The sequence below is a fragment of the Deefgea rivuli DSM 18356 genome, assembly GCF_000620145.1.
Classification (GTDB): domain Bacteria; phylum Pseudomonadota; class Gammaproteobacteria; order Burkholderiales; family Chitinibacteraceae; genus Deefgea; species Deefgea rivuli.
This window is the reverse complement of sequence record NZ_KK211082.1, coordinates 246,966-272,401: the sequence shown is the minus strand read 5'-3', so window position 1 is coordinate 272,401 and position 25,436 is coordinate 246,966. Positions and strand designations below refer to the sequence as shown.

Sequence of the window (25,436 nt, the reverse complement as noted above, 5' to 3'; positions counted from 1 at the left end):
CAATACTACTTTATAAACAATTTAAACCATTGAATTTAGTCAATATGAAAAATTTTGAGCTACTAAGATCTTCAAGTTATTACCCCTTGTCTGATGATGGTCGCCTATGCCCTATATTAGATAACAAAGATCTTATTTATGAGTTTTATATAAGCGCCGAGAATAAAAAGGGCGTGAAATCATTTTGTAAAAATAAAACATGGAATGGAAAAGTAACATTTCCATCTCATGTATTGTCAGATGAGAAGTTGAAGATACAGATGGCTGCAGCCTGTAACTCTTCCGATGCTAGAAAAAAAATTGAGTTACATAAAGATGCATTACCTTTGCACCAAGCCATCTGGTTGTGGCTGAAGAAAAAAAATACACCTTTGTTTGAGAAAGTACAGGCATTTTGCTATCAGGACTCTAAGGGAAAATTTTTTATTGCCCCCAATAAACTAGGTGAGTTATTTGACTGCACCAGTAAAAATAAAGAGGATGAGTTACATTTAAAATATTTAACACTTGCTTTTGCAATGCTGCAAAGAGAAGAGCGTTTTGAGCTTGTTCAAGAAGTTGTAAGTAGATGTCCAGATTATCTAATCAACTTGGTTCATGCGGAGGAAAATGAAAACGCTTCTGAAAAAGAATTTACGGAAAATAACGTAGAAGAAATAGATAAAGAATTTGAAGTAAAGAAAATTGCGAAAAATAAAGGTGAACATTGCCTTTTAGAGAAGGCGAGTGCGCTTGATGTTGCATTGAATAAGCTTAAAAACTCAGCATCAGGATTTAGGTATTCAATAGCTCAGCTGCAGCCTCTAAATAAAATAATACACTTCTCTGATGAAGGCTGTGCAAACAAAGAGCTTACTAACTTGGCGGTGCTAAGACCTGCCATTTATGAAGCGGCTTTGGAAATTAAAAATTTAATAAATGAATCGTGCCTTTACACAAATGAAGAGTGTGAATTTAAAAATAATTTTCTAGAGAACGTCAACATTTACCGAGACGATCTCGATGAGTTTATAGAAAATGCAAACATTACTATTTCGCAGTTAAGGGCCTACAAGGCACAAATAGTCCTTGTAGAAAAAGAAATTTCTGAGGAAATTAAAAAATATAATTTGATACGTGAAAATGATCGATGGGCTACTAGAAAAATAGTCCCGCCTACGTTGCAAGAGTCGAAATGCAATTTTCTATTGTTAGCGCAAGAATACAAGGCGGATGTTTTGGCCTTAGTAAGTGAAACAAACGCAAGAAAAATAAAAATTCGAGATGAATTACTTACAAAATGCAATCAAATAAAAATTGAGTGTTGCAATATTGAAACCAAAGCTCGTAAGCTATTTGAAGGTGAAATAGATAAGTTTAGTCGCCGTATCGCCTCTCTAAATAATGTGAATGAACTTGATAAATTCCATTCCTTTATTGATGAATTATGGCTTAAAATTAAGAGTAATAACTCACTTTCGATTAGTGAACTTGCAAAGAAAATTAAAGAAAATGAATGCGTATCTTCTAAAGAATATCTTCAACTCTGCGAGCTGCTTGTTACACAGAATAAACCAGAAATAGCTTTTATACTTTTGCAAATAGCACAAAACCACAAAGACTTCCATCATTTAGGCGAAGACTATGAGCTTGGCTTGCGTATAACCATTCAAGCATGCTACGAATCATCCAGTAATAATCTGTCCATGCCTCTTGTTTTTGACTCTTTATGCAAAAATTATTGGCTACTTAATTTAAGTCGCGAAGATGTGAGAAACTCTGAGCTTATTGAAGAAATTATTATCACGCTCATTGCTGGCACCCTTTGGACAGGGCGTGAAATATTTTTTGCTGCTTTGGTTAATCTTGATGCAATAGATGTGGCAAGAAATAGATTTCCTGAATTTCTCTCTGAAATTCTAGTAGAAATTATAAAGTGCCGTCCAATAACTCTTGTGAATGAAGAGGTTTGTAATAACAAGGAAAATTTTGAAAGAGCTATAAAAGGTAAGATACAACGGGAGAATGGTAAGTTTAGGCATGTACATTCAAGGGCAATTCATTTTGCTCGATTTGAAACAATGCAAGTATTTCCTGCTCTAGAATCATTGTGGCACAATGTTTCTAGCTTGATCAAGAATAAAGATTACAAAGAAGCATATGAACTAGTAAAAGATCTTGATGCGCTTGAATGGTATGGTGAACTTGTTAGTCAATACGACAAACCGCTAGATGACCATCCTCATTTTTCAAATACAATTCAAGAGTTCATTAGATCATTTGTTTGCAAAATTAATGAGTATGTAGCATTTATCCTTAATACAATTGATGCTAAGGCTTATTCTGTTAGCGAGTTCGATTTGCTTTGCTCTCTTAAAGAGTGGGCTGCTGATGATAATAAAAGAATTGGCATTGTAAATGCATTAATTAAAGTTTTCAAAGTGAAGGCAACTGGTCTTGAGCAAGAAAGCATTTTAGATGAAATACTCCAATCAGAGATTTTTATTAGAAATTGCCCTGAAGCCACTGTCTGGCTAAGCGGTATATCCTACAAAGCAAGCCATCATGATTTCATAAGCCATGCATTTAGTGATTTAGAAAAGAGCCGAGACTTTTTAGCCACATGTGATTTCCTAGCAAATAACTCTGCATGGGGGCAGTTAAGCGTACTGCAAAAAGAATACGACAGTCATGCTTCATATGATTGGAAACAAAAATATGATAAAGATTTAATTATTTTAGGGGAGCAGCGTTCAATTATATTGAAAGACAATTCGATTGCGCTTAGTGAATTTGATGAATGTGTACGGCGAGGCCGCTTGAAGGCCGCATCAGCAATAATTAATGCTTGTAAAGGACGTCATGAGCAAGCAAGGATAGCCAAAATGGCTGATGTCTCATTAATTATAGAGCAACTAAAACGTATTCTCGAAAAAACGAAAGATTTAGCTTCCGAGTCTAATATGCCAGAAGTTTGGCAGGAGTCTGTTTATATATTTGTTGGTAAAATTGAGAAAAAAATCCGAGAAATCCGACGCTTTGATGAATCTCTAGATTCAATAGATGAAAATATTAAAAATATAGAGAAGGCTACAAACGGCTTGTTTTGGGTGACAGAAAATAATCTTCACGCTTTTGAAGGTGTTGAATATTATTTAACGGCAAATAATGATGACCTTATTGGAAGCGTTCTTACTGATGAAGAAATAGAAAAGTCAAGAAGAAAATGCCCAGAAATTTTCAAATATTGGGATTTGCTTGCAATAGATAAGCCTGCTGATGAATCTGAAAACAAGAAAAATTGGGCTGGTTTTGTTAAAGAATTTTCAAAATTATCCAATTTATATCATGATGAAAACGATGCTAAGAAACGATTCTTAACGGTTCCTTCAATTAATTATACTTATCCAATATTTCAGACTGGTTTTTATAAACCACAGAGTGAATATTTAAAACGACCATTGAGGATTTATCTATTTCGCACGCCTGATGTAGACACGCCAGCTTTACAGCGCCTTGATAAAGAACTTTCTGCAGAATATGCAGCAGGATGGTTGCACATAGTTTTTGCTCCTAATGGTTATGAAAAAATACAGCGCTATTTCAAGTACGATCAAGGGTTCAAGAATTTCTTATTAATTGACATCAATTTTTTATATCGAATTTGTTTGATCGACAAGCATGATGTTCCTGTTCGTCAAGCTTTGCATGCATCAGTTACGGATCTTGCGAACTCATCCCCATTTGTTGCTCAAGGCTATTGCCATCAAAATAATAATATTTATGTTGGACGAAAAGAAACGCTCCAAAAAATATTGAATACCCCTCAAGCAATGATCTGGGGTGGACGGCGAATTGGCAAGACATCTGTTCTTCATGCTCTTCAGAATACATTAAGTAAACGAGGTTATATGGTCGCTTATGTTTATGTGGATCTTGAAGATGATGGTGACCCTGACCTTTCAATAGCAAGGAAAATTGCTGCTACTTTGAAATTAGAGCCAATAAAGAATATTACTGATTTTGAGCGGCAGATTACTGATGTTAGAAATGATGGACAAAAGGTCGCTTTTTTAATTGATGAAATTGATGAGTATATTAAGAAAAGTCGAGCTACCCATGGTGATTTATTCCCGCTGGCAACGGTTCTTCGTCAGCTTGTAATGGATGATTCGGCAAAAGATACTATTCTTGTCTATTCGGGCTATCATCAACTTTATTATGAAGCAAAGTTAGATCAAAAGAAACGTAGGGTTGGACATCCATTTATTAATATTGCTCAGGAAATTCCTATTCGAGACCTGACTTACGATGATGTCTATCAATTAGTAAAAACGGGATTTGAGGAAATGCTTGGAATTTCAATTAATCCTGATGTTCCACGCCTTATTGCTGAGCGTGCTTCTCGCCACCCTGCCTTTGTACAACAATTCTGTCGCTGTCTATTAGAGTATGTAGCCAAAAGACGCTCTCCAAAAGCAAGTATTGCAATTACACCAGAAGATGTTGAAGCGGTTTATGCTGATGATATTGGCCAGAATGGTGGTGAGCAGGCATTTATTCATTATGTGAATGAAACTCTAGGCTATAATTTGTCGCATCTTGGGCGAGCAATTGTACTAGTTATGATGGATCTTCAATTTAATACCAATAGGCCATCCACTGATAGTTTCTACTCGAAGCATGTCATTTCTAGGTCATTGAATGAGTGGTGTGAAATTGTAGGAATTGAAAATCCTGAAATTACGCACTTTGAACAAACTATTGAGTTGCTCGTTATGACTAATATGTTGACTCAAAAAGATTCTGCACATGACTATTTCAAATTCACTTATCCAACTTATGCAGATATTCTTCGACGTTTAGACAAGCTAAACAGAAGCGCAATCGAGAGATCTCTTCAAGAGTATAATGATAAAGAACGGATCAAAGGAATATTGCTATGATTTTTAAATATGAGTGGCTATCTCGATTAATTAATAATAGTAAAGGAATTTGGGGCGTTGAAATTCCACTTGGTTCTAGCCATGTCTCGCGTGAGGTCTTGGAGGCTTCGAATCAACATGATGAGGTAGAGATAGTCTGTATTCAAGATATTGGCGGTGAATATAAATTTATGAAGGATGGAGGCGAGCTTATTGATTTAGACCTTCACTCTATTGTTGAAAAATCAATCGTCGCTGCGGCAGAATTTCAGCGACAATGTGTGCGGATTGTTATAGATGAATTTCATCTTGCTAGCTTTTCCATTAAAGCATCGTTAATTAAAACAGCGAGGGAAATTCAGGAAAAAACGACCAAGATTCCAGTTCAATTTGTTTTTTGTGGAAACTGGAGCTACTTTTTATTCGTTGACGAATATAGAAAGAGCAATGGACTTACGAGTTCTCCCGCTGCGGAGTATAAGAATGTTATTCTTGCTCCGAATATGAACTCATCAGATGTGATAAAAATTTTAATTGATGAAAAGTTGCTTGCTAGGCCATCTGATATAGATATGATTGCTTGTAGTTTTCTCATCGAACAGACTGCTGGTGATGGTTACTTAATTGAGAAAGCGATTGAGTATTTGAAGGAAAAGAGTGGGAATTGGATCGATAATCTGGAGAGTGTTCTTCAAGAATTGAGTGTCGCCCCAGATGTGATAATAGAAATAAAGTCTAGGTTTAATTCGCTCAATGAAGACTCTAAAATTGATCTGAATAAAATATTACGTTTCTATAAGTTAGTGAGGAACTTTGATTCTATTGATGTTGAATGTCTGTGGTTATCTGGCCTAGTGGTAGTTCAAAATATTGAAAGTAGTAAAAAACTTATTCAAATTGCAAGTCCGTTAATTTCGACAGTATTGAGGAATAATTCAGAGAATATTGGACTAAAAAATATTGCTCCGGCAGATGCAATTTGCTTCGAGCGCGATGCAATAACATCTGCTGCATATCGAAAAGTTGCACAAATTGAAAACTTACTAAGAAACATTGTAGTTTCAGAGTGGTTTTTTGAGTTTGGGGAAGAATGGCAAAAAAAAATCAATGTCGCAAAAGTACCTGCTTTTGTTGGAGAAAGTGAACATAAATTAATTGAGTTTACTTTGCAGTGTGTTAAAGAGGAACTAAGAAAAATGGGCCTAGTTAATTCGGGCACTCCTGAAGAAGAATCATCTGTTACCTTATCGAAAAGACCGCGGTCTAATGTAGAACCACTTTTGGACTCGGTCTTGAATTGGAAAAAGCGCCAAGAGGAGCACCATGGCGTTGAATTATTACAATGCAACATTATGCATTTTCTTACGACTGAAAATTTAGAAAAACTATTACTGAATAAAACACATCCGTTTTGTGGGGATGACAAGCCGTTTAATAAACCATTTCTAACAACTGCGCTTGATGAATACAGAGCGATTAGGTCTGCGGTTGCGCACAATCAGCCTATTGGGTTGAGCGCCTTAAGTAGACTTGATAAATTGCAAAAGGATTTTGCTAATTGGCTGACTGTATTTTCTGCTGGAGTTAATCAAAATAGTGATCAATAGGGGGGATTACTTTATGCTTTGCACAAGATGGAGAATCAATTTTCGCATAAGGATTTAATGGCTTCAGGGTTGCCCTCAATCTCGATTGTCGCTTTCCTTGGGTATTAATTATGTAAAATGAAAGGCAGCTAACTATCAGTAGTTTCTTCTATTTTTAGGTTAGCTACTTTAGTTATGTTTTTTTGGCTCCACCTTATATTGGCTCAATTATTTTTTTTGTTGTTTAGCTCTTCAATCGCTTTAAAAATCGTTTCAAAATATTGCTGGATTTTTTGTTCGTTTCCCTTGAATTTTAAAAGAGCTTCTTCACTGGTATCTACTCCAAGCTCTTTTCGAAGTGCTAATACAAGGTTGTTTTGTGCGTTCATCATTTGGATGAGCGATGGGATGAAATACTTTTGCATGAACTCGGAATCCGAACCAAATAGGGATACCCTCAATTCCGGTTGAGCTTTAACTGCAATGCCAATCGGCGTCATCAGTGATCCCACAGCTTGGCGGACTTCAGCAATAGCCATTAGGGTCTGACTAGTACATACAAGTTCGGCCTTGGCAAAGGCCTTATACAGGCTCTGCAAACGCTCCGCATAACGCTCCAACGAATCAGCGGTCCACTGTTCGCCAGTTAGGGAGTACGAAAACTCATAGATTTCGTTCAGAATCGGGAAATACAGTTCGGAACGAAGTGCAGTAAGCCGTTCCGCATCCTTTATTTCGCGTTCATAAATTCGCTGAGCTTGGTCTCGCTCCTGGTGAAAACAATTAGCAAGATATGTGCCCATGATAGCTAAAAGACCAGAGCCCAATGCCGCAAAAAGTACGGCTTCAGTTTGTTCCAGTGCCAATTTAATTACCTTATGGCTGAAGAAACCCTCATGTTAACTCAATCCTGTTGCTGCGGCTTGCAGGTATTTCCGGTTGTATCGATTCTAAATCGAACCCAATTTCGTAGGCGGCTTTTGTCTGCTTAGGCCGAGTAGCCAAGGTAAGGCGCAGCATAAACGAAAGTCCGCAACCTAATAAATTGCGGACTTTCGTTTTTGGACTATCGGCATCAACACATCGGCAGACAGTTCGCGCAACCTTGTTTAATGGCCAAATTCAGTGTGCCACTACAGAAAGCGCGCCGACGCCAGCCTGGACGACAACTATCGTAGCCGACCGAACTCGCGCTTCGCATGAGCGATATAGGCAAGGGGACGATTCTCGGCGGCTCTCCGGCTACCTCGAATGCTGGAAACGGCCTGGTAGATTGCGCCCGAAAGGGACAGCGCTGCGCCGGCGTATCCCACTTTGTTGCCAGGGTCTGTCGCCTGGACTGCCAGCCCTGCACCAAAGAGCGGCGCCAGCGAGCCGAAGACCACCTTGCCGAAGCTGGGCCGCATGGCGTCCTCGATCTCGGCAACTTTCTGTCTACTGTCCAACAGGAACGCCTCGTTGGCTTCGATGCGGTCTTTTTCATCCGGGAGCGTGGCCACCAGCGTGCAATGTGCCTCGACACTCGCACGCAATGGTGGCAGTAAATGGCCATGGCGTCGTTTGAAACTCAGGAGCTTGTCGATATCCACTGGACCTGCAGGGGTAGGCAGCAAATGACGGAGGATGACTTCTCGCGACTTGTGTTGGTGCAACGGTTGGCGTGCTGGCTGCAGGCCGCGGGGGCGCAGGCTCGAAGCGAAGATGGCCTTGTCGGTCACTGGTGTCGCATTGACGGCGGGGATCGCTCCAAGGCATGCAGCAAGGTAGGACATGAACTGATTTGCGATGGTCGTTTCTACGTCGTACCACGCCCAATCGATCTGTTTGGCGAGGCCGGATTCCACGAGAAAGCTGGGTATCTCGCCAAGCTTCTCCACGTGGATGCGAGTAGTCCGACGTAATGAGTCGTCGGCGCTCCCGCTTCGATGATTGCGTCGCAAGCGGGTATCGATGAGATCAATGAAGGCAGCATCGAATCGTTCCACTTGGTGAATGAACTGTGCGGGGATCACTGGCTCGACGAGGCCCTCCGCCAGCAATGAACGCATGAACTCGCTCATCTGTTCGGGGCGGTCTAGATGGTCCATCGGCACGATCGATGACAGCTTGTCCCAGTAGAGCAACGCTTTGGTGGTCCACGAGTCTTGTGGAAGCGCGATGTACGGGAAATAGAGTGCATTGCTTCGCATGGTTCTCCTCAAAAACCTGTTTGATGGCCGCGAGCCTGAATTCTTCTGTGTAATGGGGTTGCTTGTTCATGACGCCTCCTGAATAACCTCAGTTTGAGGCTCTTGAGCTGTCTATGGAAGCCGGGGCAATTCAATAGTGTCGTGATTAAATTCTTCGAATTTAACTACCTAGGTAGCGTGAAGTCCATTCTGTTTCCAGCATTTCGAGTCGCTTCGGATTTAGACCAATTCGCCTAATGGACCTTCGATATTCTGCATGCCGTAAAAATCTGGACAATCGTAGACCTCGAAAAATTGCGAACAGCCCGTTAAGACGAAGTACTTCGTTCAGCAAGCGAGTGCGATTTCGCTTGCCCGTTGTTTTCTTCGCCTCCGCCGCGCGCGTTAAGTCTGCTGGAGGGAGGTCTTCAAGGCGAGCAGCCTCAGCCCAAAGCAAATCGATCAGAATTAAGCACCTTCGACGAATTCCATCATGACAAACGAGCCAGGTTTTTACTTCTTGCCGAACACTCTCATGGAGTTTTTCCACATCACTTGGCCCAAGCCGCCCATAGTTAGGCAAGTAAGAGCCATCAAGGATCGATCGCAACGCAGCACTGTGACGCAGAAACTCAGTGCCAAAAAGGGGGTATGCCTCTTGAACATGCAATTGCCCCTGCATTATGCGCTGGCAAATATCGCTAAGAATTCCGCAGACGTTTCGTACGGAAGCTAGAGCCCATATCGTAGGAGTGTGGAGGCTGGACTCTGCAACCGCTAAGTTGAGTTTTTGGATTAATTCAGGGTCAGCAACCTGATAATACGCTCCATGTTGGCGCCCCAGAAAAACTACCTTTGCAAAATCCTCTTTGGCCTCGGCCCATCTGCGACGATACACCTCAGACCAATCAAGCCGCTGTTGTCGGCGCTGCCCTACAAGTACGGCTGCTTGGGCTAATCCAACAAGTACCAATAGGCCGGTTGCCAAAGAAGTAAAAGTCGCGTTATCCATTGCCTATCCCATAAGAAAGCTTCTGAGGTGCTGATTATCTAGTCTGGCCAAGTTATTCGCAGTGGCTGTATGGAGGTTTTCCGATGTGAAGCGGCCGCCAGAATGACTGTATCCAAGATGCCACTACAGACAGTAACAGGCCGACAACCACCGTTCGAGGGGTGATTGTCACCTCACGCCGAAGCTGACGCAAAAGTAAGATACCCAGTGTGGGGGCAGAGACACACGAGTGACCGCTTTGGCCGAAGTGCGGATGTCGAGTCTAAGGTCTGAAAGGCCGCAATACATTAGGTTGCGGCCTTTGTATTATGCTTTGCTTTTCGATTTTCTCGGCTTACTCGCACGCTGTCTAGGTTTTGCTTCTCGTGTGAGCATCAGAGGGTCAATAGTAGCTACCGGCGCGATAGTATCGAACCATTTTTCGCGTCCGAGTGTTCGTAAAACGACAACAAGTGTGTGTAGTGATGACCCGTTGCCGCATTCCAAATTACGTAGTGCTCGGACACTAATCCCAGATCGTTCTGCAACGGTCTTTTGGTCAAGATTGCGGCTAATTCTGAGCCTTTTGATTTTCTCGCCAAGCTCGGCTTCGACTTCTTGTGGGGTCAAATACATCTGCGCTTATCCTTCGTTGCCCATTCTGAATGGTTTGCCTTGCCTTTTGATTAATGGGCTAAATTGTGCCTCTTGAACTTAAATTATCACATAAACGGCAGAAATGTGCCGTTTGTTTCGCTGATTAGCTTTGCATTTTTTGGATCTTGGTCTCGCTTGTTCAGCGTCGGAAGTGACAAAATCATGTAGGCAATGACTGCTCAAGATAGCTATTTTAACGGCATGATTGTGCCTTTAATAGCGATTAATCTTTTTAATCGGCAGAAAAGTGCTGATTGTTGCTTGGGTTCCACTCTGTCTAGATGCTTAAAAATCGATGCCGCTGGATTGCTGTGTGCAGCCTAAACAGCCCCCTTCATTGAAGGGGGCCGAGTGAGTGATGGGTTTGGCGCTATACCAAAAATCTAACCTCGTGTGTGACGCTATGCTTGCCGCTCTCAATATCAAAATCCCCAAAAATCAAACTGCTGTTATGCAGCTACTACAGCTGTATATGCAATCTGGCCATTACTTCTGGATAAGTGGGGTGGTCGCGCGGACTAAGCTGCATCGCCTGGTTGCCAAATTGAACGCATTTCGGATTGCGCGAGATGCGCCGGGGCGAGCGTATGACAAAACCAAGGGCTTAGCTTCAACACACCTCGTCGTGTTCGAGCAAAGTGATGATGAACTGCTCTGGCTGCTTGTGGGTACTACAGGTAAGGACGGCTTAATCGACCCAGAGCAGATAGACATCGGTACGATTTACGATGCAAGGCTGGCTGGTCAGCATTTGCGTTTCAAGCACTATGAACTGCTGCATACGGAAAAACCTATCAAGCAAGTTCGTGACACGACATGGACCTGGCGTCTCGCTCCGCAGCGCTACAAAGAGCATGAAGCATTTATCGTGCAACTGGTCCGCCAACGAGATAGGGATGGTCTGAATACAGAATTGGCAGCCCTGGCTGCGATGCCCCAATTTAGTGGGGTGCGTGGGCAAGTGCTCAAGCTGTTTGCTGAAACTAAAAAACTTGGCCTGAAATTCAAACAGGGAGAGGTTGCCGTGCCAACTTTGCCGTATATGACACGACTGCCAATCTATGCAGAGCCCGCAACCATGCTGAAGTCGCTTATGGATACTTAACGCGAAGCTTGGTGTTATTGTTTGTTGAATCAATCAGGCAATTGTTGAGTTGTAGGTCCCGCAATGAAAAGGCACGGAATTAAAAACCGTGCCTTCACCGATGCATATCAGTAAGCATCATCCAGCATATATAAATCTGGAAGATGGGCAATAAAGCCATGCCTTGCTAAATGTAGACTGAGTGTCGTGGGTAGTTCGCTGGCGATGATGAAATGTTGAGCTGCAAGTTGGCAGCAAAACACGCAATATTGGGTAAACCAGCCCCGCTTGCGATATTGGGTTGGGACATAAGTATCGCGAAGGATTAAAAAATCTTTCAGTGTTGTTGTTCCTTGGCCAAAAGGAAGCTCGTTGGCATAGTTCATGTGGACGCGAAAGCCATTCCAGCTGAGTTTGATTTCGTACTCACTTCCGCCGCTTGATTGAGCAGCATTGAAGAAGGCTTGAGTCTGCATTTCAATGGATGGCAAGCGTTTAATGCTACTGATGATGTCGGATGGTAGTCGAGGTGAGAGTTGAATTGCGGTATTTGACATGCTGTAGTTACCTTTGTCGGTTTAAGCAGCCCGCAAACCTTCTTCCTACGGAAGGTGGGCAGGAACGTGCGGGGTAGGAATACCGGGACAAAGGGACCGGCCAGCACAAGGCTGCCCACACGACCCACCCATAGGCGAAGCCATGCTGACGCATCTAACCGCCAAGCAAACGCAAAGCGGCGCAAATGCGCCTTTGTCCAAACCGGGTTCCTACGCCCGGCCGCTGGATTGACAGCGGCGAGGCGACTATAAGCTATTGCGATTCATCTTGGCAATTACCACGCTGCCGAGCCGCATGCTGTTCAGCTTTGTTGGGACGCCCGCGGCGTCGTTTGGTGAGGAGTGAGCTCAAATCCACGCTGGCTTGATTGAGTTTGGCAGGCATCGGCTGTTTACTGTTCATCCATTCTTCGACGTCACTTTCGCGCCAGCGCAATGAGCGTCCGAGTTTCAGGGTGGAGGGTAAATCACCGCCGGTGTTTACGCGGTTGTAGATGGTTTGCTCGGCAAGGCCGATGATTTCGCTGAGCTGTTTAATGTTGAGGAAACGGTTCATAAGATGGTCTATACTGTGAGTGAGCAATCACATGACTGCTCAATGTATAGTGCTAATTTACCCGCACCTACTTCATCTTAATGCAGTTTTTTTGCTGTAATTTTGCTGTAGTTGGTGGGTGAAAAGGTGGTAGATTCAAGTAACTGTAGGTATGCCAAGTGCTTGATTTTATTGGTGATTACGTTGATTTGTTGAGAAAAAATCTCGACTTGTAATCAGGGGGTAGCGAGTTCGATTCCTGCCGTCGGCACCAAAGAAATCTAAGGGTTGTAGCGAAAGCTACAACCCTTTTTTCGTTGTGCGCAAAAAAGCTACTTTAATGCTGAAGCCGCATGAGAGTCGTGCTGCACACAGATCTTCTCGCTTCGTTGGTCGTCGCGATCATTCTCCGTAATCCAGTTCAAGCATCCATCAGTATCTCTATCCTCGACAGCCCAGTGACAAAACACGCCACAGTTTGTTGGCTGCGCCTCAGTGGCATCCGTGTTTTCCTGTGCATCATCACTTATTCCATATTCAGAGTGGGTATTGGCATCTAGGCATTATTAGTAATGCTCTGCAGGTAAATACATCAATAAAAAAATAAATTTAAAATATCTATTTGTCATTTATTTTTATAGCAAGGTGGGCGTTGGCGATTATTTGCTCCTCAATCACTGCCTGTTTAGCGGCAGATGAATGGTATATTTTTTGTGCGCATTGATGGTTCTAGAAAAAAAACCACATTGCGTCTGCCTAGCTTGAGTGCGAGGTAGCGGCGCATATTGCCCATGCAATATGCCGATATAAAACCATGATGGAGTAGACCTGAATGACTTATCAACACTTACGTTTAAATCGCCACTTTCTGGCGCTTGCTCTGCTGGCTGCTTTTGGCTTAAGCGCGGGTAATGCCAGCGCGGCGGTATGCACTGGCGTTAATGCGTGGAATAGCAGCAGCACCTATTCTGCCGGCAATAAAGCGACTCAAGCAGGCAGCTTATTTGAGGCGAAATGGTCAACGCAAAATCAAAGCCCAAGTCTTTCAGGCGAATGGGATGTTTGGAAAAATCTCGGTAGCTGCGAGAGCGCATCGACTGGCGGATTAGAGCTGATTTTGCGCGAAGCAACACGCAGTTTTACTTTGGCTGCGGGTGAAGAAAACTATGTGGCCAGCGCTTGTTTGACGGGTGAAACGGTCGTATCCGGTGGTGCGACAGGCATTCCTGCGGGACCAGTGATTATGTATAGTTCACCGACTTTTGACGGCAATCGCAGTGGCTGGATCGTGCAATACAAAAACGCCACTGCATCCGCTATCACCATCAGCGCCTCTACAGCGGCACTGTGCACTAAAGGTAAAATTACTTTAGGCCAATAATCATTCAATACCGCTGTACTTCAAGGGGGTTTAGCTTAAGAGCCTGATTATTTTCGTGGCTGAAAAGCTAAATCACCTTGTTATAACTGAGTGATTGGAAATGTGCGTGCGTAAGACAATTGACTGATGGATACGCACTTAAACTGCATTCCCAATGATTTTCATCGAGCGTCCGTAGTGATATTGAATTTGCGCTTTGCTGTAGCGGTGCTCGCGGGCGACTGGGCAGCGTACGCGGGCGATACAGGTGTTTTTACAGGCAGAATCGGCCTGCTTGCGGTAAGTGATGCATTTCAGCAAATGAAATTCGCCATCGTCCAAAGCCTTGGCTGGGCAACTACTGATACAGGGTTTGTCATCACAACTGGCGCACGGCGATGGGCTAGTCACAGGCGCGGTGACAGCAAAATCCGTATTGGCGAGCACCACGGAGCGATAGGCAAACCATGATCCCCACGTGGCATTGATGCCGACCATAAACGGCGATGGGTGATGCCAGCCAGCGAGTTTGCCGAGTTCTTGCAGGCTAATAATGTAGCGCCCCGGATAAATCACGTCATACGCCGCATCGGGATGCTCGGTGGTAAAAAATCCCTTGATGCTGGCAACGGTAAAATCATCGACTGGATGTTCCGATTCGACGCCTGCCGTTTGCAGCGCTTGCCAAAAATTACGCCCACCATGAGCGATCAGCAGTAGCTGGCGATAGTTGGCCGATTGCGGGCAGCGCTCGCTTAAAATGGCGCGCGCTTCGGGCGGCAGATCAGCCAGATTAAATACCGCATGGCAATTGAGGCCCACATCATTGAGTAGCGGCGTGTTCAAGGTTTGGTAAGGATTCATCATCAGGTTCGCTAAAAAGATGGCGCCTAGTGTAGCGCGTCAAGCACTGGCATGACGGGTGGATATTTGTTGTGGCTGATGCGTTCGTGAAAAGATGTAATGCTAGTGCGCGCTAGCATTGATTTTTAATCAATAGGCCTAGACGTATTACCTGCTAGGCTTTTATATATAAAGTCTACAGGAAGATACATCTGTATTTACGTTCTTGGTCGCGATGATGACGATTAAATTGATTCTGCGTGTAGCTGCCTTGATGACACCAAGTATTTGCGCCAAGCTGCGGGTTTAATGCTTTGCACATCAAACATCTCGCAGCCATTAAACTCAGCAAATTGCTGCAATTTCAGTTTTAACAGCGCAAAAAATAGCTCCACATCGGGTAGATTGATTTCGAGGTGTAGGCTAATCACTTCGAGTCGTTTTTCTTTACGATGCGCTTTGCAATCAATGCGTCCAACAAAGCGTTCACCAAATAAAATTGGCAAGCAGAAATAGCCATATTGGCGCTTTGCCGCAGGCACATAGCATTCCAGCCGATACTCAAAACCAAAAAGTTGTTGCAGCCGTTTGCGGTGAATCACCGCATTATCAAACGGCGAAAGCAAATGCACGCTGGGTGCGCTGGCGTCAGTAATTTGTGCCAGCGTAGCGCTCTCGGCGTAGGCGTTTGGAATGCCATCGATGGCGCTGATCTCGCCACTGGCAATTTGCGCTGCGATCAGTTCTCGCATCGTGTTTTTTAGCGTTCTATCGTGCAAATGCGTGAGCTGTTCCAACGTGACTACACAATGTGCGCGCAAATCATTGCGTAGCAGATACGCTGCATAATCTGCCAAGTCTGGCTCGCGTACGTCCAATCCCGCAGGCAAAATGCGTTCGCGCAGATCGTAGACTTTTTCCATGCCGATGCGCTCGCTCACCATCAAGTCGCCTTGAAAAAACAGCTTCTCCAAAGCGCGTTTGCCCGGTCCCCAATTCCACCACGTGCCGCCGTTCGTTTTATTGCCTTCCAAATCACGTACGCGCAGCGGGCCGTCGCTTTGAACGCGTTGCAGAATTTCACGCATCAAATCTCTGTGATCGACGGCGGATAGATGATTTCGGGCTGCCGCCATGCGGCGTTGCGCAAAGCGATAATCCCGCATTGGCAAATAGGCCGCCGCATGAAACCAATATTCAAAAATCTGCCGCTCGGCCATCAGCTGATTTAAATCCGCCGTTTGATAGCCCGGCACGCGCGACCACAGCACATGATGATGCGCGCGCTCTATCATCGAAATCGTATCGATCTGCACATAGCCCAAATGCTCAATCGCATTGAGCGTACCTTGGCGAGCATTGCCAAAGTGAGGCGCATGCAATAAGCCTTGCCGCGCCAAAGCAAGGCGGCGTAGTTGAGAATTCATCGTACCAACCTTGAGTTGACGTGAATGTAAATGAGTAGAACGTTCGTTCTGATGATATAACAGGGAGGCGCGGCTGGGAATATAAACGCGCCAATTTTCTTCTCACCATGGTCGCGCTCATGCCGCGCGGCACTTGCCTTTCTTGAACGGCCAAGAAAGGTAAGCCAAAGAAGGCCGCCCTAGTATCTGCGTCCGACTTCGTCGGATGCCCTCGCTGCGGACAATCGGCAAGGCGGCGGGTTTTAACAAAACAGAACCCGCCGAAAGCCCCTTGCCGCTTGTTCCTCGCTCGGCTTGATACAAGGGACTTTGCGCAGTCCAAACATCGTGGCACAGCATCAACACCAAATCTGAATATCGCCATATGCAAAAAGGCGGCTTAGTCGATTGACTAAGCCGCCGATCTTGTTCAAGAGTCGCCAATCCGGCTCGTCTGAATCAGAAACTGGATTGATTTGGATAGAGTTGCGTTGATTAGTCTACTCGGCAAGTTTTCTCCGCGCGGATTGTTTCACACCGTCATCCTGCCAAATTTTCCTTCCTTAAAATCAGTCATCGCTTGCACGATTTCTTCACGGGTATTCATCACAAACGGGCCGTGGCCGACAATTGGCTCGTTTAATGGCTGGCCGCTCAGCAGCAATATCACGCTGTCTTCATCGGTATGAAATACCAAGTCACAGCCTTCGCGTTCCAGCACCGCTAGTTCGGCTGAACGGACGATTTCTTCGCTATCGCCGATGCGAATCGCACCGTGCAGCACGAATAGTGCTGTCGTATGTCCGGCGGGTAGCTCAAGGCGAACGGTGCGCAGGGCTTTGACTTGCAGATCCCACACATTCATCGGGCTAAACGTCGTCGCTGCGCCTGCTGTTCCGGCATATTGCCCGGCAATCACGCGCACGCTGCCCGCATCGTCAGGCAGTGCGACGCGAGGAATTTGCGCATCAGTAATGCCTTGGTACGCTGGCGCGCTCATTTTGTCTTTGGCGGGCAGATTCACCCATAGCTGTATCATTTCAAACGGGCCGCCGCGCTTTGCATACGCTGGGCTATGAAATTCTTCGTGCATTAAACCTGATGCCGCCGTCATCCATTGCACATCGCCCGTACCGATGGTGCCGCCGCCACCGGCTGAATCACGATGCGATACTTCGCCGTCATAGACTATCGTCACCGTTTCAAAGCCGCGATGCGGATGCTGGCCTACGCCGCGTTGTTCCTCAGTCGGCTCAAAATGAGTCGGGCCGGCGTAATCCATCAGCAAAAAGGGCGACATGGCTTCGTGAATGTCGTTGTAGGAAAAAATACTTTGCACCGGAAAGCCATTACCGACCCAATGGCGACCATTGCTGCGCTTAATAAAACTGAGTTTTTTCATGGACATCTCCTTGTTGAATAGGTTCTACGTTAGTCGCAAATTCAAGATCTTAGTTTAATTGAATGGCATCGATTTGAATGAGGCCGCGCCTATTAGCAGAGGGATTTAAGCAAAAGTGGGCGGATTCTTGGCAATGTCACAATCTTTTAATCTTTTTCTAGGCCTTGCGAAAGCGCGGTGACATAATTTGCCTATTAATGATTGGAGTTCACAATGAAAGTCACTCATCGGCTGGCCCTTTTGGTGGCCACCACTGCGATTACGATTTTACTGCTGACGACAGTGGGTTATTTCAAACTGAGTGTGATTGATAAGCTGGTGGATGAAGTCATCGGCAATGTAATGCCTTCTTTGGAAATCCTCAATGATGCTGAAATCGCGTTTATGGATGTGCGTCGGCAAGAGCTGAGCCATGTGATTGAAAGCGATGCAGCCAAGAAGCAAGAGCGAATCAATAAGATGCAAGCTTCGCTGAGCAAAGTGGAGAGCTTGCTGCAAAGTTATGAAAAATTTGCGGATGATGATACCGATAGACGTAATTTAGCAGCGGCTGTCGCTGAGTTTGCGACCTTAAAACCACTGATTGCCGAAGGCGCTAGTTTTTCGCAATCGCATTCGGCAGAAGAAACCCGTGCTTTCATCTCAAGCACGGTCAGCCCGCAGGCGGAAAAATTCTTTGCCGCACTGGATTATGCCAAGGCCTATAACAGCAGCTACTCCAAAGACGCCGGTAAAAATGTCAAAGCACATGTGGCTAGCGCGATTAGCAGCTCATTGTGGTTGGGGGCGATTTTGATGGTATTGGCCTGTGGCTTGGGTTTTTGGATCAGCCAAAGCATTACCACGCCGCTGATTGCTTTGCGTCAATTCTTGCAAAACCTCAGTAGCAATTATGATTTCACGCAGCGCATGCCAGTCACAAGCAAAGATGAAATTGGTGATTCATTAACGGCATTGAATGGCCTGCTTGATACGCTACAAGGTAGTTTGCAAAAATTGCACCGCATTGGCCGTGATGTAACGGGTAGTGCGAGTGAATTGTCGACGGCCAGTGGCGAATTATCCAAAGCTGCGTATCACGTCAGCAGTGCCGCATCGAGTATGGCCGCGGGTGTGGAAGAAGTGACGGTAAGTATTAGCCATGTTGCCGATCGAACGAATGAGTGCGATCAAACCGCGCGCGAAGCGGGGCATATGGCAGTAACCGGCGGCGAAGTGATTGAAAGTACCATTCGCAGCATTAATCAAATTGCCGCTGATGTGCGTGTGTCGGCTGGGCAAATCGAATCACTTAAAGAGCGTACCGCTAATATTAATGCGGTGGTGAATGTGATTAAAGACATTGCCGATCAAACTAATTTGCTGGCACTCAATGCCGCGATTGAAGCGGCGCGCGCTGGCGATTTGGGACGTGGTTTTGCGGTGGTGGCCGATGAAGTACGTAAACTGGCCGAACGTACCAGCAATTCGACCAAAGAAATTATCGCCACTGTGGCGGCAATTCAAAATGAAGCCAATACCACGGTGATGACGATGCAGCAAACGGTGCGCCAAGTCGATCAAGGCGTACAAAGAGCGCAAGAAGCCAGCGAGGCGATTACCAATATTCGCCTGAATGCCGATAAAGTGGTGGAGCAAGTCAGCGAAATTAGTAACTCAATGCGTGAACAAAGCGCGGCCAGCACGATGATGGCGCAGCAGGTGGAGCAAGTGGCGCAGATGTCGGAAGAGAGTAGCTCGGTTGCGCAAAATACCGCCGACGAAGGCGCGCGTTTACGCCAGCTCAGCGTAGATCTGGGCGCGGCGATAGCGAATTATCGGGTTTAGTTGGATAGGCATTTAGCGTTTGAAAGGCTAAAGGCTGAGAGAAATCTCAGCCTTTTTTACGTTTTTGCTAGGGTGGATCTTGGCAAAAATCGGCGTATTTCTTTGGGGAGTTGGCCAAACTGGCGTTTGAATGCGGTTGAAAAATTAGCTGGATTGCTATAGCCCGCCACCAGCGCCGCATCGGTGACGCTTAAGCCTTGCTGCAATTGCTGGCGCGCCATTTCTAGTTTGTGCTGTCGCAGATAGGCAAAAATACTGCTGCCCATTTGCTGCTGAAATTGCTTTTGCAGCGTCGTGGTATTGCTGCCTACCGCCTGCGCCATTTGGTCGAGTGAATATTGATCGGCTTCACCGCTGTGAATGAGTTCGAGTAGGGCATCAATGCGCTGCTCAGCGCGGCGATCCAAGCGCGCCTGTGCTTTGCCTGCAATCGGCTCTATCCCCAGCATTAATAATTCTAAGACGCGAGATTCTCTTTGTAATTTGTGTAAATGATCATTTGAATCTGCGCTTTGCAATAAAGTGCGGCTCAATTGCTGTAACTGCTGGCTGGCTGACCATTGATGATGGGCTAAATGTTGGCGGCAAAATGCGGCGGTAGTTTTAAAGCTAGGTATCTGGCTGTAGCCCCCATCTTCAAACCACCCTGTCGGTATACTCAGCACAAGTTGCTGCTGCGCCCCAAGCGCCAGCATCGCGCGGCTATATGGTTCTGGCTCGGTTGTGGATAGCAAAAAGCAGCCTTGCTGCTGCGCATGAATGCCTTGGCGCATGCCGCCCAAGTGCATCGCAATTTTTCCCTGCAACATAATAATCAGCTTGATACCGGGCTCGAGTTCCGCATGGCTTTGTACTTGTTGCGTTAGTTCGATATCGCTGCAATGCAGTGTCAGGGTGTTATGAAATTGCTCATAAAACACGCGGCCAGCAAGTACCGGGCGCTGCTGCTCTGACCAAAGTTGGACGTGATGGGTATCGCGTTGCGATTCAAGCTTAGACATATCAAGCATGGTGGCTCTCTTCATACTGCTGCAGGTCGATGATGGCGGACTTGCTGACAAAACATCGTTTGGCGCAAAGAAATGACTGTCGCGCGCAAAGGTTCGCTTGCAGTAGATCTGGCAAAATACACATTGTATTGATATTCATTCTCATTTGATAGTGGCATATACCGTTTAAAAGGAACAACTCATGGCTTCGGCGTCGGCATTAACCCATTTTACCCTTAGGCCTATTCCGCTGTTGCTCAGTGTCTTGGCGGTGGCGAGCGCCGCGCAGGCCGAAGAAGCGACCGTATTAAATGAAGTGGTGGTAACGGCATCGGGCTATGAGCAGCAAATTCGCGAAGCGCCAGCGAGTATTTCGGTGATTACTGGCGAAGAGCTGCGTGCCAAGCCATTTAATAATCTGGCCGATGCGGTGCGCAATATGGAAGGGATTAGCGTAACGGGTTTCTCGCCGAACGATAAAGACATTCAAATTCGCGGCATGCCCGGTGAATACACGCTGATTTTGGTGGATGGCAAACGCCAAAGCACGCGCGAAACCGCCAATCGGGGATCGGGCGGTGTGCAAGCTTCATTAATCCCGCCACTGGCAGCAATCGAGCGCGTTGAAGTGATTCGTGGGCCGATGTCGTCCCTCTATGGTGCGGATGCAATGGGCGGCGTGATTAATATTATTACGCGCAAAGTCGGTAAAGAATGGCAGGGGACCGTCGGTGTGAATGGCACGCTGCAAGAAGATTCCAAATACGGCAATACTGCCGCTGGCGATTTTTGGCTGAGCGGCCCTTTGAAAGAAGACCTGCTCGGCTTGCAAGTTTTCGGTAATTACAGTGATCGTGCTGAAGATTCGATTTACTACCCAAGCAACGGCACGACGGGCGCTTATGGTACTAAAAACACCAAGGTGGGTGCCAAACTGACGCTCACACCGACTGAAAATCAAGATTTGATTTTGGAAGTTGGCCGCTCCGAGCTGACGTATGACAACACTGCAGGCAATACCGGTGCCATTGGCTCTGGGGATTATCAAACGGTGAATTCGCGTGACAATGTAAGCCTGACGCACAATGGCCGCTGGGGTTGGGGCTTGACGTCGATGGCCTTGTATCAAGAAAAAGGCGAGGAAAGCAATACCAAAAATGGTGTGGATGAACGACCTTCACGTGACATTGTTAACACCACCTTCGATGGTTTGGTGACGCTACCTTTTGATCGCCATATTTTAAAACTAGGTACGCAATTTAATCGCAATGAATTATCGGGTTTGGCTAAGGAATCACCCGTTGTAGGTCATCCTGCTAGCCCAGATGAGGCCAGCGCTAAATCATGGGCGCTGTTTGTCGAAGATGAATTTGCTTTGACGAATCAATTGTCTTTGACCGGCGGCTTGCGTATGGATGATTCCGATTTATACGGCTCGCATTGGAGCCCGCGTTTATACGCTGTGTATAAATTGAACGATGCTTGGACTTTGCGCGGTGGTGCAGCCACCGGCTTTAAAGCGCCGACTTTGCGTCAAAGTACCGCAGGTTATTGCATGACGACAGGCCGCGCCAATACCGGCATGCGCCCAGGTTCATTGTGTGGCAATCCGGATCTGCAACCAGAAGAAAGCACGACGCAGGAAATCGGTATTCGTTACGACGGCGGCCAAGGTGAATCACTGTCACTGACCGTCTTTAATAATGATTTCAAAAATAAAGTCGTCAGCTACGACACCGGCAAAAAAGATCCAAAAAATAAAAATTACAATATTTACGTCTACGACAATCTGGATAAAGCCGTCATTCGCGGTGCCGAGTTGGCTGGAAATTGGCCGATTAACCGTCAATGGGCGGTATCGGGTAATTACACCTACACCTATTCCAGCCGTGAAGGCGGCCAAGAGCCAGCGTACAACGGCACATCGCTTGATGGCCAGCCTTTGAGCCGCACGCCGGAGAATATGTTTAACGCGCAAGTCGATTGGACGCCAACTGAGAAGTGGTCGAATTACTTGCACGCAACGTATTCGGGTGAAGAAATATTTGCTGGTTTCCGTAACGGCGCAATGGGCACGCGGACGCGTCCTGGCTCATTAACCTTTGATTTGGGCGCACGCTATGCAGTGAATAAACAGCTAAGCGTGAGCTTGGCGGTCTTGAACGTGACCGATGAAATCGTCGACGTCGATACCCGAGCGCGTGAAAAAGGTTTGGACGGCAATTGGATGGTCGATGAAGGCCGCCGTTACTGGATGAAAGCGGATCTGAACTTTTAATTAATGCGGTTTTGATATGCAGCGTCGCCCATGGCGACGCTGCGATTTCTGTGAGGAATCCTTATGTTAAGCAGCCAAACTAAGCTGGTCGCACTGAGTGCCGACAAAGTGCTGTACAAATTATGCAAGCATTTCGCTTTAAAAATCCCCGTTGAATTTGACGCTGAAAACGCAAATATCCAGTTCCCCATCGGCGGCTGTACGCTGCACCGTGACGGGGATCATTTGCACGTGCAATGCAGCGCCGACGATGCCGACAAACTCGCCAAGTTAGAACACGTACTGCAAGACCACTTGGGCCTGATGCTCAAAGACCCAACGCTGGTGCTGCGCTGGCGGGCGCTGGATCATGAAAGGCACGATTCAAAAAGCACGAAATAAGGCGGGGAAAATGCTGCCGCAGGGGGATTGAGTAGGTAGGGTGCACTGAGCGCAGCGAATTGCACCGCTTGGCGATGGTTCGCTTAATTGATTACTAGGCGATGTTCAGATTGGGTGTTGATGCTGTGCCACGATGGTTGGGCTACCCGAGATCCCTTGTATCGCGCCGAGCGAGGAACAAGCGGCAAGGGGGTTTCGGCGGGTTCTGTTTTGTTAAAACCCGCCGCCTTGCCGATTGTCCGCAGCGCGGGAATCCGACGAAGTCGGACGCAGATACTAGGGCGGCCTTCTTTTGCTTACTTTTCTTGGCCGTTCAAGAAAAGTAAGTGCCGCGCGGCATTAGCGCGACCATGTTTATTAGAACGATGATGTTGGCTATGGGTATTGCTCTGTAGGCTTTATTCAATAATTTCTATAGTCATATACCTATGTGTAACCTCAAGGGCAACAGTATGCAAAATAGTCTCAACGATTCCTCAAACAAGGTATTTCCCGCCGACTGGCACGCCGCAGAGCGTGAGCGAACTGGGTGTTTTGAGATTCGCTCGCAGCATACTGGCCAGCATTACCGCATCTTGCTCGGCCTACCAGCAGAACCCGCTCCATTGGAAGGTTATCCCACGCTATGGGCCTTAGATGGTTTGGCGACGTATCCGCTGATGGAAGCGTTTCGCGCCCAGCCTGCGCGGGACAATGACAACCCCGCGTGGCGGCAGCTTAAACCATCAAGCGACGGTTTGATTGTCGCGATTGGCTACGCCAGCGGTCAGCCTTTTGATGTGGATGCACGGGCGCTGGATTACACACCGGCAACGGCAGGGACAACGGGGGATTTGATTTCGCCGCAGCATGGCGGTGCGGCTGCTTTTTTGCGCTTTATTACCGAGGAATTGCGCCCGCTGATTGCGCAATATTTTGCGCTGAATATGCAGCAGCAAACGCTATTTGGTTTTTCCTATGGTGGCTTGTTTACGCTGCATACGCTGAGCACGCAGCCGCAGCATTTTCAACGTTATTGGGCGGCCAGCCCATCGCTGTGGTTTGGCGAACATCAGACCGTTTTGCGTTTGCCGCAGCAATTGGCGCAGCAGGATTTTAGCCAGCATCCGGTGCAGGTGCAGATTACCGTCGGCGTAGACGAGCAATATCCCACCGCGTTTGCAAGCCCTGAGCGAGAGCAAATGCTGACGACGCGCAAGATGGTGGATAACGCAAGGCAGTTTGCAGATGGCTTGAATCAGCACGATGCAGTGAATGTGCAACTTCATTTTCAGACGCTGGCTGCACACGATCATCAAGATGTGTTGATGCACGGCGCACGGCGCGTGCTGGCGTTTGCTTTTGCGCCGACGTGATCAGCGTTTGATGGATCAAAACGCGGCTTGAGGTCGCTCTTTCCGTAAATGCCACAATTGATAATGATTATCATTTGTGGCTTAATGCCCAGCTTCGTTGGCTGTAACACAGCGGCGATAGCAACTTTTAGAATCTTTAGCTGAAGTGGTGGAATGATGAATAAATTATGGCGTAGCGGCTTACTGGCTTTTTTACTGCTGATCGTTGCAGGGTTTGTATTGTATTCCTCTTATACATCAGCGCCGCAGGGTACGCAGGCCGCGCCTACGGCACAAACGCGCAGCGTCACCGATGCGGCAGGGCGCACAATTGCCGTGCCGCTGCATCCGCAGCGCGTATTGGCTTTGGGCGAATTTGATTTAGATGCTTTGCTCGCCTTAGGCATTGAGCCAGTTGGCGCGACCAATGGCCGTGGCCAAGCAACTGTGCCTAATTACCTCTTGTCGCGGGTCACTCATGTGGCGAGCGTTGGCGGTTTTGCTCAGCCCAATATGGACCAAGTGATTGCGGCGCAGCCTGATTTGATCGTCACCAGCGCGATTCGTGATGAGCAAGTGTTGGCGCAATTGCAAAAAGTAGCGCCCACGCTGGTTACCATCTCGGCAGGTGTAGATTGGCAAACCGGCTTTAAGCAAATGGCGGCGCTGTTGGCGCAAGAAGACAAAGCGATGGCATTCTTAGCGCAATATCAGCAACGCGTTGCAGCGCTACGCGCGCAGATTAAGCCCGCGCAAACGGTGAGTATTGTGCGTTGGGATCCGAAAGGCCCTGGCTTTATGTTTAAAGACGCTTTCGCCAGTTTGGTGGTGCAAGATTTGGGTTTGCAGCGGCCTGTTTCACAGCAAAAAGGCGGTGCCAATCATTCACCGCCTTTGAGCCTAGAAGCCTTGTCTGAAATTGATGCCGACTGGATTTTTATTGGTACTTTGGCACCTGAAGGCGAGGCGGCGACTACGCTGAAAACCGTGCAAAATTCACCACCATTTCAGCAGCTCAATGCCGTAAAACAACAACGCGTGCGTGTGATTGATGGCTCTTTGTGGACGATTGTCGGCGGGCCATTGGCTGCGATGGCCGTGCTCGACGATATTGAAAAAAATCTACGTTAGGTT

General features: G+C 46.6%; 18 protein-coding genes and 2 pseudogenes. 10 read left to right on the top strand and 10 right to left on the bottom strand.

Features of this window, described 5'->3' with window-relative positions:
* The first annotated feature begins 44 nt into the window (after positions 1-44).
* Positions 45-4,925, top strand: coding sequence for a P-loop NTPase family protein (locus Q320_RS0114105; RefSeq protein ID WP_027469537.1), 4,881 nt, complete (start codon positions 45-47; stop codon positions 4,923-4,925).
* On the top strand, positions 4,922-6,511 hold the full coding sequence (locus tag Q320_RS0114100) for a hypothetical protein (protein ID WP_027469536.1): 1,590 nt from the start codon (positions 4,922-4,924) through the stop codon (positions 6,509-6,511). Before Q320_RS0114105 ends, Q320_RS0114100 begins: the two co-directional genes overlap by 4 nt.
* A gap of 203 nt (positions 6,512-6,714) precedes the next feature.
* Here the strand turns inward: Q320_RS0114100 and Q320_RS0114095 are convergent, their stop codons facing one another.
* The 4 genes from Q320_RS0114095 to Q320_RS0114080 form a co-directional block, all read right to left on the bottom strand.
* Positions 6,715-7,356 carry a hypothetical protein gene (locus tag Q320_RS0114095; protein WP_027469535.1) on the bottom strand — a complete coding sequence of 214 codons (642 nt, stop codon included), beginning with the start codon at positions 7,354-7,356 and terminating at the stop codon, positions 6,715-6,717.
* A gap of 303 nt (positions 7,357-7,659) precedes the next feature.
* The gene (locus Q320_RS20995) at positions 7,660-8,679 is read right to left on the bottom strand and encodes a hypothetical protein (RefSeq protein WP_027469534.1); all 1,020 of its coding nucleotides are present in this window, start codon (positions 8,677-8,679) and stop codon (positions 7,660-7,662) included.
* A gap of 160 nt (positions 8,680-8,839) precedes the next feature.
* Positions 8,840-9,670 (bottom strand): hypothetical protein, encoded by an 831-nt coding sequence (locus Q320_RS0114085; protein WP_027469533.1) that lies wholly within the window; start codon positions 9,668-9,670, stop codon positions 8,840-8,842.
* Between the two features lie 306 nt (positions 9,671-9,976).
* A complete protein-coding gene (locus tag Q320_RS0114080; protein ID WP_027469532.1) occupies positions 9,977-10,285 on the bottom strand; it encodes a helix-turn-helix domain-containing protein in 309 nt (102 codons plus the stop codon).
* 376 nt (positions 10,286-10,661) lie between these two features.
* Between Q320_RS0114080 and Q320_RS0114075 the strand changes: the two genes are divergently transcribed.
* On the top strand, positions 10,662-11,411 hold the full coding sequence (locus Q320_RS0114075; RefSeq protein WP_156939076.1) for a hypothetical protein: 750 nt from the start codon (positions 10,662-10,664) through the stop codon (positions 11,409-11,411).
* Between the two features lie 107 nt (positions 11,412-11,518).
* Here Q320_RS0114075 and Q320_RS0114070 read toward each other — a convergent pair whose 3' ends face one another.
* The gene (locus Q320_RS0114070) at positions 11,519-11,947 is read right to left on the bottom strand and encodes a hypothetical protein (protein ID WP_156939075.1); all 429 of its coding nucleotides are present in this window, start codon (positions 11,945-11,947) and stop codon (positions 11,519-11,521) included.
* A gap of 253 nt (positions 11,948-12,200) precedes the next feature.
* A complete protein-coding gene (locus Q320_RS19970) occupies positions 12,201-12,503 on the bottom strand; it encodes a helix-turn-helix transcriptional regulator (RefSeq protein ID WP_035853782.1) in 303 nt (100 codons plus the stop codon).
* Between the two features lie 811 nt (positions 12,504-13,314).
* Here Q320_RS19970 and Q320_RS0114055 point away from each other — a divergent pair.
* Positions 13,315-13,863 carry a hypothetical protein gene (locus Q320_RS0114055; RefSeq protein WP_027469529.1) on the top strand — a complete coding sequence of 183 codons (549 nt, stop codon included), beginning with the start codon at positions 13,315-13,317 and terminating at the stop codon, positions 13,861-13,863.
* Positions 13,864-14,001: 138 nt separating this feature from the next.
* Here the strand turns inward: Q320_RS0114055 and Q320_RS0114050 are convergent, their stop codons facing one another.
* The 3 genes from Q320_RS0114050 to Q320_RS0114040 form a co-directional block, all read right to left on the bottom strand.
* Positions 14,002-14,709: a hypothetical protein gene (locus tag Q320_RS0114050; RefSeq protein WP_027469528.1), complete on the bottom strand. Its 708-nt coding sequence runs from the start codon at positions 14,707-14,709 to the stop codon at positions 14,002-14,004.
* A gap of 221 nt (positions 14,710-14,930) precedes the next feature.
* Complete coding sequence (locus tag Q320_RS19965; RefSeq protein ID WP_051534767.1) at positions 14,931-16,112, bottom strand: winged helix-turn-helix domain-containing protein; 1,182 nt, start codon at positions 16,110-16,112, stop codon at positions 14,931-14,933.
* 511 nt (positions 16,113-16,623) lie between these two features.
* Complete coding sequence (locus Q320_RS0114040; RefSeq protein WP_027469527.1) at positions 16,624-17,493, bottom strand: pirin family protein; 870 nt, start codon at positions 17,491-17,493, stop codon at positions 16,624-16,626.
* 213 nt (positions 17,494-17,706) lie between these two features.
* Here Q320_RS0114040 and Q320_RS20990 point away from each other — a divergent pair, with 213 nt between their 5' ends.
* The gene (locus Q320_RS20990) at positions 17,707-19,320 is read left to right on the top strand and encodes a methyl-accepting chemotaxis protein (protein ID WP_051534766.1); all 1,614 of its coding nucleotides are present in this window, start codon (positions 17,707-17,709) and stop codon (positions 19,318-19,320) included.
* A gap of 56 nt (positions 19,321-19,376) precedes the next feature.
* Here Q320_RS20990 and Q320_RS19955 read toward each other — a convergent pair whose 3' ends face one another.
* On the bottom strand, positions 19,377-20,330 hold the full coding sequence (locus Q320_RS19955; protein WP_051534765.1) for a helix-turn-helix domain-containing protein: 954 nt from the start codon (positions 20,328-20,330) through the stop codon (positions 19,377-19,379).
* 181 nt (positions 20,331-20,511) lie between these two features.
* Between Q320_RS19955 and Q320_RS0114025 the strand changes: the two genes are divergently transcribed.
* The 5 genes and pseudogenes from Q320_RS0114025 to Q320_RS0114010 all read left to right on the top strand — a co-directional run bounded on the left by Q320_RS0114025 (position 20,512) and on the right by Q320_RS0114010 (position 25,433).
* Positions 20,512-22,587 carry a TonB-dependent receptor domain-containing protein gene (locus Q320_RS0114025; protein WP_051534764.1) on the top strand — a complete coding sequence of 692 codons (2,076 nt, stop codon included), beginning with the start codon at positions 20,512-20,514 and terminating at the stop codon, positions 22,585-22,587.
* A gap of 63 nt (positions 22,588-22,650) precedes the next feature.
* Positions 22,651-22,968, top strand: a complete 318-nt coding sequence (locus Q320_RS19950; protein ID WP_051534763.1) for a DUF2218 domain-containing protein — start codon at positions 22,651-22,653, stop codon at positions 22,966-22,968.
* 428 nt (positions 22,969-23,396) lie between these two features.
* Positions 23,397-24,155, top strand: a pseudogene (locus Q320_RS19945) (alpha/beta hydrolase); the annotation flags it as partial.
* A gap of 62 nt (positions 24,156-24,217) precedes the next feature.
* Positions 24,218-24,334, top strand: a pseudogene (locus Q320_RS22315) (hypothetical protein); the annotation flags it as partial.
* A gap of 142 nt (positions 24,335-24,476) precedes the next feature.
* Complete coding sequence (locus Q320_RS0114010; RefSeq protein ID WP_084282660.1) at positions 24,477-25,433, top strand: ABC transporter substrate-binding protein; 957 nt, start codon at positions 24,477-24,479, stop codon at positions 25,431-25,433.
* Positions 25,434-25,436 lie beyond the last annotated feature (3 nt).

What these genes read in the sequence shown, in the direction of transcription:
- Q320_RS19955 (WP_051534765.1), bottom strand. Translation starts at nt 20,330, where the DNA reads ATGCTTGATATGTCTAAGCTTGAATCGCAACGCGATACCCATCACGTC.
- Q320_RS0114010 (WP_084282660.1), top strand. Translation starts at nt 24,477, where the DNA reads ATGATGAATAAATTATGGCGTAGCGGCTTACTGGCTTTTTTACTGCTG.
- Q320_RS0114105 (WP_027469537.1), top strand. Translation starts at nt 45, where the DNA reads ATGAAAAATTTTGAGCTACTAAGATCTTCAAGTTATTACCCCTTGTCT.
- Q320_RS0114080 (WP_027469532.1), bottom strand. Translation starts at nt 10,285, where the DNA reads ATGTATTTGACCCCACAAGAAGTCGAAGCCGAGCTTGGCGAGAAAATC.
- Q320_RS0114040 (WP_027469527.1), bottom strand. Translation starts at nt 17,493, where the DNA reads ATGAAAAAACTCAGTTTTATTAAGCGCAGCAATGGTCGCCATTGGGTC.
- Q320_RS0114055 (WP_027469529.1), top strand. Translation starts at nt 13,315, where the DNA reads ATGACTTATCAACACTTACGTTTAAATCGCCACTTTCTGGCGCTTGCT.
- Q320_RS19950 (WP_051534763.1), top strand. Translation starts at nt 22,651, where the DNA reads ATGTTAAGCAGCCAAACTAAGCTGGTCGCACTGAGTGCCGACAAAGTG.
- Q320_RS0114050 (WP_027469528.1), bottom strand. Translation starts at nt 14,709, where the DNA reads ATGATGAATCCTTACCAAACCTTGAACACGCCGCTACTCAATGATGTG.
- Q320_RS0114100 (WP_027469536.1), top strand. Translation starts at nt 4,922, where the DNA reads ATGATTTTTAAATATGAGTGGCTATCTCGATTAATTAATAATAGTAAA.
- Q320_RS0114070 (WP_156939075.1), bottom strand. Translation starts at nt 11,947, where the DNA reads ATGTCAAATACCGCAATTCAACTCTCACCTCGACTACCATCCGACATC.
- Q320_RS20995 (WP_027469534.1), bottom strand. Translation starts at nt 8,679, where the DNA reads ATGCGAAGCAATGCACTCTATTTCCCGTACATCGCGCTTCCACAAGAC.
- Q320_RS20990 (WP_051534766.1), top strand. Translation starts at nt 17,707, where the DNA reads ATGAAAGTCACTCATCGGCTGGCCCTTTTGGTGGCCACCACTGCGATT.
- Q320_RS0114085 (WP_027469533.1), bottom strand. Translation starts at nt 9,670, where the DNA reads ATGGATAACGCGACTTTTACTTCTTTGGCAACCGGCCTATTGGTACTT.
- Q320_RS0114025 (WP_051534764.1), top strand. Translation starts at nt 20,512, where the DNA reads ATGGCTTCGGCGTCGGCATTAACCCATTTTACCCTTAGGCCTATTCCG.
- Q320_RS19965 (WP_051534767.1), bottom strand. Translation starts at nt 16,112, where the DNA reads ATGAATTCTCAACTACGCCGCCTTGCTTTGGCGCGGCAAGGCTTATTG.
- Q320_RS19970 (WP_035853782.1), bottom strand. Translation starts at nt 12,503, where the DNA reads ATGAACCGTTTCCTCAACATTAAACAGCTCAGCGAAATCATCGGCCTT.